This is a genomic window from Streptomyces sp. NPDC059456 (assembly GCF_042750055.1).
Taxonomy (GTDB): Bacteria; Actinomycetota; Actinomycetes; order Streptomycetales; family Streptomycetaceae; genus Streptomyces.
Map to the genome: position 1 here is coordinate 1 of NZ_JBHYVA010000255.1, position 10,649 is coordinate 10,649.

Sequence of the window (10,649 nt, forward strand, 5' to 3'; positions counted from 1 at the left end):
CGCGGTCACCCCGCGCGAGGTGAGGTTGTCCGCCGCGCCGTCGCCGGTCACCAGCACGGCGACGGCCAGGGCGATCGACACCACCACGACCAGCGCCACCTCGATGCCGACGGCCGCCGTGTTGATGACGCTGACGATACGGGTGGAGGCGATGGCGAGCACGGTCTGGACGAACAGCACCACGAGCGTGATCACCCGTGCGGCGTCCTCGTCGGGCCGCATGCCGACGAGCGGCATGAACGCCTGGCTCGCCAGCGCGTTGTCGACGGCCACCACGGCGACCGCCAGGAAGCAGAAGGAGAGCCAGCCGAACCCCCAGCCGACCTTCCGGGTGGCCAGCCGCGAGGCCCACTGGTACGAGGAGCCACTGAGCGGAATCCGGGCCGCGAACTGCGCGACCACCAGGGCCACCAGGATCTGCCCCGCACCCGCGGCCGGCCACAGCCAGATCCCGACCGGCCCGGCGGAGCGCAGCACGTCGTCGTACGTCCCGAAGATGCCGACCGCCACCGAGATGAAGGCGAACGAGATCGCGAACACCTGGAAGGAGCCGAGCGTCCGCTTCAGTTCCTGCCGGTAGCCCCCGAGCTCGACCGCATCGCTGCCGTCCGCGCCACCTCGGCCGTCACGGGGGTCCGCCGGAGCCTGCGCCATGCCGGCCACCTCGTCTCTCCCGGGCCGCTCCGGCTCCGTGACCGGGGTGCGGGCCGCGCCGCCCGCCCAGTGTCCCCTTCCCGGACACCGCACCACGACCGTGACGGGCGAGGCGCACGAGCGCCCCCCCGAACGGACACCCCTCACGACTCCCCGATATGAGCCCCCGCCCGGGCGGACTGTGGCTACGCTCCGACGATGGAACGCGCAGAGGTCCTCAAGCGAGTCATCGGCATCCTCACCGAGGCCCAGGAGATCCGCAGGGCGGTCGAGGGCGGGGAGGACGGCGACGTCCCCGAAGCGGAAGCCGGGGTCGTCACCCACCTCCTCAACGAGATGCTGCCCTCGATCAGCGTCCCCGCGGACGCCTCCCCGCAGCAGGTGGCCCGCCACGTCGCGGAGGCCTTGGGCCCGGCCCTCCACACGATGGTCGCCGGCTTCAGCCTGGCCTTCACCAGCCTGGCCATGGCCCACGACGCCGGCCGTACCGACGTCTCCTCGATCGAGGTACTCCAGGAACTGGCCCTCGAAGTCGAGGCGGGAACGTACGACGACGGGGCATAGGGCATCGGGCATAGGGCAGCGGGCATCGGGCAGCGCAGGATCAGGGCAGACGGACCCCTCCGCGCCGGTACAGTCCGGCCATTGGTCCAGACCTATTGACGAGGCGTGCCGGCGCTCCTACGATCCCGTCCGGCGCAGCCCCACATGTCCCCACCCCACCCGAGCCGGGCGTCACGCCCCCACGCGTCGTCATGCCCGAGATGCCCGGCGGGAAGGAAGCGCAGCATGTTCCGTCGAAGGTCGCGCACTCCTGGTACGTCGGGCGATGTCCGCCCTCGCCCCGGTCCCGGCTGGCCCCCGCGCAGGCCCGCCGCCGCGCGGCGGCTCCTCGCCGGGGTCAGCGCCGCTGCCGTCATCGCCGCCGGTCTCGCGGTGGCCGGGTCCGTCACGGCCGGGGCCGCCACCGCCAATCTCGTGGCCAACTCCGGCTTCGAGAACGGCCTGGCCGACTGGACGTGCCCCGGCGGCGTCGCCGCGGCCGTCGGCAGCCCGGTGCGCTCCGGCGCCTCCGCGCTCAAGGCGGCGCCGACGGGTCAGGACACCGCCCAGTGCTCGCAGACCGTCAGTGTCCAGCCCAACTCCCAGTACACCCTGAGTGCTTACGTGCAGGGCAGTTACGTCTACCTGGGCGCCACGGGCACCGGAATCACCGGCGCCCCGTCCACGTGGACGCCGAACAGCCCCTCCTACGGCCGGCTCGGCGTCGACTTCACCACCGGGCCGAACACCACCTCGGTGACCGTCTACCTGCACGGCTGGTACGGGCAGCCCGCGTACTACGCGGACGACGTGTCGCTCACCGGCCCCGGCGGCACCGACCCCACGCCCACGGCCACGCCACCCACGACCACGCCACCCACCACCGCCCCTCCAACGACCGCCCCGCCCACCACCGCCCCTCCGACCACCACCCCGCCGGGTGACACCTGCCCCACGAAGCCCAGGCCGTCGGGCAAGGTCCTCCAGGGCTACTGGGAGAACTGGGACGGCGCCGCCAACGGCGTCCACCCCGGCATGGGCTGGATACCCCTCACGGACAGCCGTATCGCCGCGCACGGGTACAACGTCATCAACGCGGCCTTCCCGGTGATCCTCTCGGACGGCACCGTCCTGTGGCAGGACGGCATGGACACCGGCGTCAAGGTCGCCACCCCCGCCGAGATGTGCCGGGCCAAGGCGGCCGGGGCGACGCTCCTGATGTCGATCGGTGGCGCCGCCGCCGGCATCGACCTGAGCTCCGCCACCGTCGCCGACAGATTCGTGGCGACCGTCGTCCCGATCCTCAAGAAGTACAACTTCGACGGCATCGACATCGACATCGAGACCGGCCTGTCCGGAAGCGGCAACATCAACACCCTGTCCGCCTCCCAGTCCAACCTGATCCGCATCATCGACGGCGTCCTGGCGCAGATGCCGGCCGGCTTCGGCCTCACCATGGCCCCCGAAACCGCGTACGTCACCGGCGGGAGCGTCACCTACGGGTCGATCTGGGGCGCCTATCTGCCGATCATCAAGAAGTACGCCGACAACGGCCGCCTGTGGTGGCTGAACATGCAGTACTACAACGGCAGCATGTACGGCTGCTCCGGTGACTCCTACCAGGCCGGCACGGTCCAGGGCTTCACCGCGCAGACCACCTGCCTGAACAACGGCCTCACCATCCAGGGAGCCACCGTCAAGGTGCCCTACGACAAGCAGGTGCCCGGACTGCCCGCCCAACCCGGCGCGGGCGGCGGCTACATGGCGCCCAGCCTGGTCGGCCAGTCCTGGAACGCCTTCGGCGGTTCGCTGAAGGGACTCATGACCTGGTCGCTCAACTGGGACGGCTCCAAGGGCTGGACCTTCGGCGACAACGTCAGGACCCTGCAAGGCCGTTGACGCCCGTGCCCGACCGCGGTCCTCACCGCCCGGCGCGGTCCGGCCCGAGGAGTCCCCTCCCCGGGCCGGACCCCGTTCCCCGCGGGAGCGGCCCATGCGCGATGATGTGGCCTGCAAGGCAATGGAGTTGAGGCAGACAGCCGTTTGGGGGGACTGCTCGTGGACGATGCGGTCGAGTTGGCGGACATGATCGCGCAGCTGCGCGCGGAACTGAGCCGCGCCATGTCGGCGGGCAAGGATTCGGACCTGCGGTTCAAGGCCGAGCGGGTCGAGCTGGAACTGACCGTCGGCGTGGAGCGGACGACCGAGCCGGGCGTCAAGGTCCGCTTCTGGGTCTTCGACGCCGGCGCGAGCGCCAAACGGTCCACGACCGTCACCCAGAAGCTGACCCTGAGCCTGCAACCGGTGTCCGCGGACGCCCCCGAGCGCACGGCCCTGATCTCCGGCGACGCACTGCCCGGTGAGGACTGACGGCGCAGCGGTGCGGAGCGGACTCGACCCCCACCGCATCGCCGAGGTGATCGTCACCACCACCGCGGGCGCCGGCCGCCGCGGATCGGGCTACCGCGTCGGGGACACGCTCGTGCTGACCGCACAGCACGTGGTGGCGGACGCGGACGGCATCCAGGTCCGCTTCGACGCCGACCGGCCCGGCCAGTGGGCCGCGACGGCGGACGTGGCCTGGTCGGACACGGCCACCGACGTGGCCGTCCTCACGTTCGCCCCGCCCCCCGAAGCCGCCTCCGCCCCGCCCGCGGCGTTCGGCCGGATCGGCGACGACCGCCACGCCGTCGTCGACGTCCACGCCGCCGGGTTCCCGCTGTGGAAGCGTCGGAGCCGCCCCGACGGGGGCCGGTTCCGCGAACTGCACCAGGCCGACGGGACCGTCGCCGCCCTGTCCAACCTGCGCACCGGAACCCTGGAGATCACGGTCGCGGTGGCCGCCGCCGACCCCGATCCACAGGTGTCCCCGTGGTCCGGCATGTCCGGAGCCGCGCTGTGGGCCGGCCACCGCATCGTCGGAGTCGTGGCGGAACACCACCGCTGGGAGGGGCCGGGCCGGCTGACGGCCGCCCGCATCGACCACGTGCTGCGCACCGTCGACGCACCCCGGCGGACCAGCCTGGCCGGCCTGCTGGCGATCGCGGACCCGGACGAGCTGCCCGAGGCCGGCACGGAACCGTCACCCCGGCAGGTGAGGACCGCCCCGCGCGCCTCGAAGGTGGTCGGGCTCCCCGTCACCCACGGCCTCGAACTGTTCAAGGACCGCACCGAAGCACGTGAACTGATAGGCCGCCACCTGGCCGATCCGGCGATCCGCATGGTGACCGTGACCGGCCGGCGCGGCATGGGCAAGAGCGCGGTCGCCGCGAAGGTCGTGGACATGCTGGAACGGGGGGAGTGGCCCGGACACGGCCGGGCCCCGCTCCCGTCCGCGATCGTGAACCTGAGCACCCGCACCGCCGGTGTCTCCCTGGAACGCCTCTACCTCGACTGCGCCCGCGCGCTGGGCCCCGGCCACGAGGCACGGCTGCTGGACGTCTGGGCCGCCGACCGCCCCGTACAGGACAAGATCGGCGAACTGTTCGCCGCCATGGGCGACGAGCTGGTCGTCATCGTGATGGACAACCTCGAAGACCTGCTCGGCGACGACGGCCGGCTCGACGACGCCGAGCTCGACGCCTTCTTCGACTGCCTCTTCCGGGCCCGCCACACCCCCCGCCTGCTGGTGACCTCGCAGGTCCCCCTGCACCTGGCGCCCGAACTGCGCCGCTTCGCCGCCGAGGTCGAACTCTCCGACGGGCTCCCGGCCGAGGAGTCCATCGCGCTGCTGCGCGAACTCGACCAGGACGGCAGCCTCGGCGTCGCGGAACTTCCCGACGAGCAGCTGCTGCGTGCGGCCGTCCATGTCCACGGGGTGCCGCGCGCGCTGGAGCTGCTCGTGGGCACCATGGCGGACGACGTCCTCGAACTCCCCACCCTCCAGGACGTACTGGAGGACTTCACCCTGCGCGGCGACGTGGTCGCCGCTCTCGCACAGGACCGCCACCGGCAGCTCGGCCCCGACGCCCGCACCCTCCTCAACGTCCTGGCGGTGCTGCGCACGCCCGTGCCGCGCGAGGCCATCGCGTGGTTCACCGCCGGCGTGGCACCCGCGCTCGACGTCCCGCGCGTCATGTCGCAGCTGCTCCGCATCCGCATGCTCTCGGCGGACCGGGGCACCCGTACCTACGCCCTGCACCCGATGGACGCGGACCTCGCGTACGGCGCCCTCGCGTCCGACGGCCCGCTGGGACGCCGCTCGCTGGAGCGGCGGGCCGCCGGCTGGTACGCGCACACCGCGCCGCCCCGCTCACAGTGGCGCGGCCTGGAGGACGTACGCCCGCACCGCCGTGCGTACGAACACCTGGTCAAGGCCGGGGACATGAACGACGCCGCGCTGCTCCTGGGGACGATCGGACCCTGGATGGCCCGGCACGGCTCCGCCCTCGCGGCGATCTCGATGCACCTGACAGTGGAGGAAGAGTTGACCGACGACACCGCCCGCCTCGCCCACCTCATCGGCTACGGGCACGCCCGCTTGAGCGGAGGCCCGCTGGGGCACGCCGCCGAACTCTTCACGGAGGCCGCGGAGCTGGCCGAACGGCTGGGCGACCGGCAGGCGTTGCAGGAAGCGGTCTTCGGACTGGGCGACGTGCACCGTCAGCTCGGCCGGCTCCCCGACGCGGTCGGAGCGCTCGCACGCGCCGCCGACATCGCCCATGAGAACGGCGACACCGAGGCCGAGGCCCACGCCGTCCTGAGCCTCTCCCTCGCCCACAGCACCCGGGGCGAGGGGGCGGAGGCCCTGGCCGGCGCCGCCCGGCTCGGCGGCATCGCCGCGGCCTCGGGGGACCGGCTGACGGCGGCCCGGGCGTGGAACGCCCGCTTCACCGCCCTGCTGGCCCTGGGGCGCTGGGAGGAGACCATCACCGCGGGCGACCGTGCCGTACGCGCCTACGCGGAGGCGGGCGTCCAGGAGGCGACCGACTACGCACTGAACGCCAAGGGAGTGGCCCAACTCGCGCTGGACCGGCCCGCCGAGGCCGCGGCATCGCTGGAGGCCGCGCTCGCGGCGGCGTCCGCGATGGAGAACCCGCGCACCGAGGGGGTCTGCCTGCACAACCTCGCGTGGACGCACTGGACCGCCGGCCGGTACGAGCAGGCCGCCGAAGCGGCGGACCGGGCGGCCGCCTCCCTGCACCGTGCCGGAGCCGCCGAAGCCGCGGCGGCCGAGGCCCTCGCCGAGGCGGCCCGCGCCCGCACCGCCGCGGACCTCACCGCGGCCGCCGGGGCCCTGATCCGCGCCGCGGAGCACACGGGCCGCAACGTCGAGATGATCCCGCCCTCCTGGCTCACCACCCGGGCCGCAGCCCTCCCGGCACAGGACGGAACCCGCAACACCACACCCTGACGGGCAAGGCACCCCCTAGGTGCCCAGCGTCTTGCCGAGCCAGTCGAAGACGACCTCGCAGTGCAGTTGCGGAGCCATGGGGGAGCAGTGCAGTTGCGCCCCCTGGGCCGCCGTCAGCTTCAGGTAGTCCTTGGGCGAGGTGAGGGCCTCGTACATGCGGCGCGGCTGGCCGGGGTAGAACTGTTCGCCCTCGTAGTCCAGCACCAGGGTGGGCGCCTTGATGCGGGGGACGACGTCCGTGATGGTCAGCGCCTTGATGCGGGTGGCCGGGGTGTAGAAGTCGGTGAACAGCTTGCCCTGGCGGGCTTGGAGCATCGCGGGGACGGAGAACGGTTCGAACCGCTTCTTCATCACATCGGCCGCTTCCGGGGGGAGTTCGGGGACGACCTCCTTGTTCCAGATGTCGTTCGTCCGTTGCTTGTCCGGGGTGAGGATCTTCCGGATCTCGGGCGGGAACCCCAGCCACGGCTCCACACATCCAGGCATCGCCACCAGGGCGGCGATGCGCGTCTCGAACGCCGCGGCCCGCGGTGCGAGGTCGCCCGCCATGCTCAGTCCCGTCAGGGCGATCTTGCGGGCGTCCACGTCCGAGCGGGCCGTCAGCCAGTCGACGAGGGGCGTGACGACCCGCTCCCAGGTGGGGGTGAACACCACACGGTCCACGAAGAGCAGTTGCCCCTGGCCCGGTCCGTCGTAGACGAGCGCGTTCCAGCCCCGTTCCAGCGCGGCCGGGACCCCGTACGTCCACATGTCGACGTTCTGGCCGTCGCTGCCGTTGGTCAGGATCACCGTCGGGCGCGGAGCGCCGGACGTGTCGGGCCGGAAGAACCACACCGGCAGCGGTGTGGTCCCGTACGGCACGTTCGCCTTCACCGGGGCGGGCTCGCACAGGTCGCAGAAGGCGTCCCAGGCGGCGCGTCCCGCCTTGTAGAGCTGCTCCTCGCTGCCGGGGTCGTCCGATCCCAGGACGAAGAACAGCGCCTGCCCGTAGTACTGGGCCGCGCGCAGGGCCCGGAACCGCTTGGTCTGGCCGTCGGCGGGGGCGCCCGGCGGAGCCGCCACGAGCCGGTCGGCGAGGCTGCGGAACGTCCTGACGTACGACTGCGCCGTCAGCCCGGCCGCGTTGATCGCGTTCACGGCCGTCAGGACCTCGCCGACCTCCGCGGCGCCGGCGCCCGAGCCGCCGAGCGCGAGGAGCCCGTTGAAGTTGTACGCGGGGTCCTTGAACAGCGTCATTGCGCCCGGGGTGAGGCCACCGCCGCCCGCAGCGGCGGCCGAGCTGCTGGTGGCCGCGGCCGGGGCGCCGGGGGCGCCGCCGCGGGCACAGCCCGCCAGGAGCGCGGCTCCCGCGCCCGCGGTCAGGAGGGCGCGACGCGTGGGTCCGGAATGCGAATCGCCGTGTACGGGGCTCATGGCATCGGAGCGTAGGGCCGGACCGGCATCCCGGCCTCCCGGACCGCCCCGCCACCCCTGCGCCGTTCGGGCGACCCGCCGTGGCGCCGCCGTCGCCCGCGGCGGCGCCGAACCCCTTCCTCCGCGGCTCGTACGGAAACAGGCGCGATTTCCGGCCATGGGGACCGGAAACCTGTTGCTCCCCCGTGGCCGGGTGCGCATCCTGCCGGGATGCGCTTCTCCGTCAACATCCCGAACTTCGGTGACTTCGCCGACCCCCGTAGCGTCGCGACCGTTGCAGCCGCCGCTGAAGAAGCAGGTTGGGACGGCCTCTTCGTCTGGGACCACGTACTGCACCGACGGCACCAGGGGCGCCCCTTCGGCGACCCCTGGATCCTGCTGACCGCGGCCGCGCTCGCCACCTCCCGGATCCGGCTGGGCACGCTGCTGACACCGGTCCCCCGATACCGCCCGCAGCAACTGGCCCGCCAAGTCGCCACGCTGGACCACCTCAGCGGAGGCCGGGTGACCTTCGCCGCCGGTCTGGGCGGCCCGATCGACGACGAGTACCACAGCTTCGGGGACACCGCCGAGCCGCGCGTCCTCGCCGCGCGGCTGGACGAAGGACTGGAGCTGTTGGGCCGCTTCTGGTCCGGCGAGCCGGTGAACCACCACGGTCAGCACTACCAGGTGCGGGACGTGGCCCTCCTGCCCGCCACCGTGCAACGCCCCGGTCCGCCGGTGTGGATCGGCGGATTCTGGCCGAATCGTGCGCCCATGCGGCGGGCGGCCCGGTGGGACGGCGCCGTGCCGCTCTTCGAGACGGCCCGGCACGGACACGTCCCGGACGTGGAGGAGGTGCGCGAACTGGCCGGCTACCTGCGCGAGCACCGCAAGGACGGGACCGGGCGCCCCTTCGAGCTCGTACTCGGCGGTGCGACACCCCCGGACGCCGCGAAGGCCAGGGACGTGATCGGTCCCCTGCACGACGCGGGCGCCACCTGGTGGGACGAGCGGCAGGTGCAGTCCGGACCCGACCTCGACCGCCTGGCTCCGGTGCTGCGCCGCATCGAGGCGGGCCCGCCGGTGCTCTGATCCGAGGCCGCCGCCGGCGTCACGGGCGGGCGCGGCCGCGCGCCTACCGGAACCCGAGGTGCGCATCGGTGCCGGCCAGCTCGGCGCTGGCGGCCCACAGGCGGGAGGCGACGTCCGGATCGGCCATGTGGGCGGGGACGGGCTCCCGCCGTGGTGTGCCGCGCAGGCCGAAGACCCTCGGCCCCCACAACTGCCCGCCCTGCACGTCCGGGTCGAGGACGGCACGCACGACGGGCCATGCCCCGGCGTCCTTGCCCTGCACCAAGAGCCCGGCGGGCAGGGCGCGCAGCCGCTCGCCGGGGGTCGGGACGTGCACCGGCGGGCGGGACGGGGTGAGGGAGTCCAGCGCGCCGCCGGGGTGGGCCACCACACTGAGCACCGTGCTGCCGCCGGCGCGCAGCCGGCGGTCGAGTTCGAAGCCGAAGCACATCTGCGCAAGCTTCGATCGGCCGTAGGTGCGTTTGGGCCGGTAGTCGCGGTCCGACTGCAGATCGCCCAGGTCCAGCCGCTCGGACCGGGCCGCGAAGCTCCCCACCGTCACGATGCGGCCGCCCGGAGCCGCGGACAGCAGGGGGGCCAGCCACCGGGTGAGCGAGAAGTGGCCGAGGTGGTTGGTGGCGAACATCAGCTCATGGCCGTCCCCGGTCTCCCGGCGCGGCGGGTCGTCGAGCGCGACCCCCGCGTTGTGGACGACGGCGTCGAGACGATCGAGGTCCAGCCCGTCCACGGCGGTCTTCAGGGACGGCAGGTCGGCGAGGTCCAGCCGAAGGTGGCGTACGTGCGCGCCGATGACGCGTGAGCGGATCGAAGCCATGGCGGCGTCGGCCTTCGCGGCGTCCCGGCTGCCGAGTACGACGACGGCGCCGGTGGCGGCGAGCTGCTCGGCGACGAAGTAGCCGATCCCGGCATTGCCCCCGGTGACCAGGAACGTCCTGCCCTCGGCGGACGGCAGCCGGTGGACGTTCCACGGGCGGGTCTGGGCTGCGGAAGACACGATGACTGGCTCCTTGGGATCGGGCAGCGTGCTCACGCAGAGCACTCGACCCGCCCAAGGTCGCACCGTCCGTCGACAGACCGCCGACAGAGCGCGTTCACCGCCGACAGGATTCCGACACCCCGGCGGACTCCGCGCCGGCGCCACGCCGCTGCACGCCCGTCGTGCCCCCTACCGCCCCACGCGATAGCGGGCGAGGCAGACGTCCCTCCCCGTGGTGGGCTGGTCGCACTCGCCCGCGGCGACGAGGCGGGTCGGGGATTGCAGCGCGATGTCGAAGATCTCGTCGTCCGCGTCACCCGGCGCGGTCTTGGTGACGACGAACCCGTCGCGGCCGAAGCTCCGGTCGAGGGCGCCGTCGTCGCGGAAGCGGGCGAGCAGGAAGTCGCTGTCCTGGCCGAACGCGGTGGGAGCGGTACTGCCGCCGGCGAGGATCCGGCCGTCGGGCTGCAGCGCGAGTCCCGCCAGGTCCTCGTCGGTGCTGCCGGGACCGACGTCGGCCAGTACCCTGCCGCGGTCGCCGAACCCGGGGTCGAGCGAACCGTCGGGACCTGTCCCGAATACACATCTGACGCTTCCCACGAAAAAGAGAGTGTATCACTCGGGGGTCGCCCGATC

9 protein-coding genes and 1 pseudogene are annotated in these 10,649 nt (G+C 73.1%); 6 read left to right on the forward strand and 4 right to left on the reverse strand.

The annotated features are described in order from the left end of the window. A partial coding sequence (locus ACFXA3_RS22030; RefSeq protein WP_385189116.1) for an amino acid permease occupies positions 1-654 on the reverse strand: 654 nt, incomplete at its 3' end. A 198-nt stretch (positions 655-852) separates the two neighbouring features. On the opposite strand from ACFXA3_RS22030, the gene ACFXA3_RS22035 reads away from it, so the two are divergent. The 5 genes and pseudogenes from ACFXA3_RS22035 (at position 853) to ACFXA3_RS22055 (ending at position 6,550) form a co-directional block, all read left to right on the forward strand. Further along, positions 853-1,218 carry a hypothetical protein gene (locus tag ACFXA3_RS22035; RefSeq protein ID WP_385189117.1) on the forward strand — a complete coding sequence of 122 codons (366 nt, stop codon included), beginning with the start codon at positions 853-855 and terminating at the stop codon, positions 1,216-1,218. A 225-nt stretch (positions 1,219-1,443) separates the two neighbouring features. Continuing rightward, a pseudogene (locus ACFXA3_RS22040) lies at positions 1,444-1,965 on the forward strand (carbohydrate binding domain-containing protein); the annotation flags it as partial. Between the two features lie 42 nt (positions 1,966-2,007). After that, positions 2,008-3,096 (forward strand): chitinase, encoded by a 1,089-nt coding sequence (locus ACFXA3_RS22045; RefSeq protein WP_385189128.1) that lies wholly within the window; start codon positions 2,008-2,010, stop codon positions 3,094-3,096. Between the two features lie 159 nt (positions 3,097-3,255). Further along, complete coding sequence (locus ACFXA3_RS22050) at positions 3,256-3,567, forward strand: trypco2 family protein (RefSeq protein WP_385189118.1); 312 nt, start codon at positions 3,256-3,258, stop codon at positions 3,565-3,567. Further along, the gene (locus ACFXA3_RS22055; protein WP_385189120.1) at positions 3,557-6,550 is read left to right on the forward strand and encodes a trypsin-like peptidase domain-containing protein; all 2,994 of its coding nucleotides are present in this window, start codon (positions 3,557-3,559) and stop codon (positions 6,548-6,550) included. The genes ACFXA3_RS22050 and ACFXA3_RS22055 overlap by 11 nt, the downstream gene beginning before the upstream one ends. Positions 6,551-6,565: 15 nt before the next feature. Here the strand turns inward: ACFXA3_RS22055 and ACFXA3_RS22060 are convergent, their stop codons facing one another. After that, complete coding sequence (locus tag ACFXA3_RS22060) at positions 6,566-7,963, reverse strand: alpha/beta hydrolase family protein (protein WP_385189122.1); 1,398 nt, start codon at positions 7,961-7,963, stop codon at positions 6,566-6,568. 210 nt (positions 7,964-8,173) lie between these two features. Here ACFXA3_RS22060 and ACFXA3_RS22065 point away from each other — a divergent pair, with 210 nt between their 5' ends. Next, positions 8,174-9,037, forward strand: coding sequence for an LLM class flavin-dependent oxidoreductase (locus tag ACFXA3_RS22065; RefSeq protein ID WP_385189123.1), 864 nt, complete (start codon positions 8,174-8,176; stop codon positions 9,035-9,037). Between the two features lie 43 nt (positions 9,038-9,080). On the opposite strand, the gene ACFXA3_RS22070 is transcribed toward ACFXA3_RS22065, so the two are convergent. Next, positions 9,081-10,031 carry an SDR family NAD(P)-dependent oxidoreductase gene (locus tag ACFXA3_RS22070; RefSeq protein ID WP_385189124.1) on the reverse strand — a complete coding sequence of 317 codons (951 nt, stop codon included), beginning with the start codon at positions 10,029-10,031 and terminating at the stop codon, positions 9,081-9,083. Between the two features lie 171 nt (positions 10,032-10,202). Then, positions 10,203-10,613 (reverse strand): delta-60 repeat domain-containing protein, encoded by a 411-nt coding sequence (locus tag ACFXA3_RS22075; protein ID WP_385189126.1) that lies wholly within the window; start codon positions 10,611-10,613, stop codon positions 10,203-10,205. Positions 10,614-10,649: the final 36 nt, after the last annotated feature.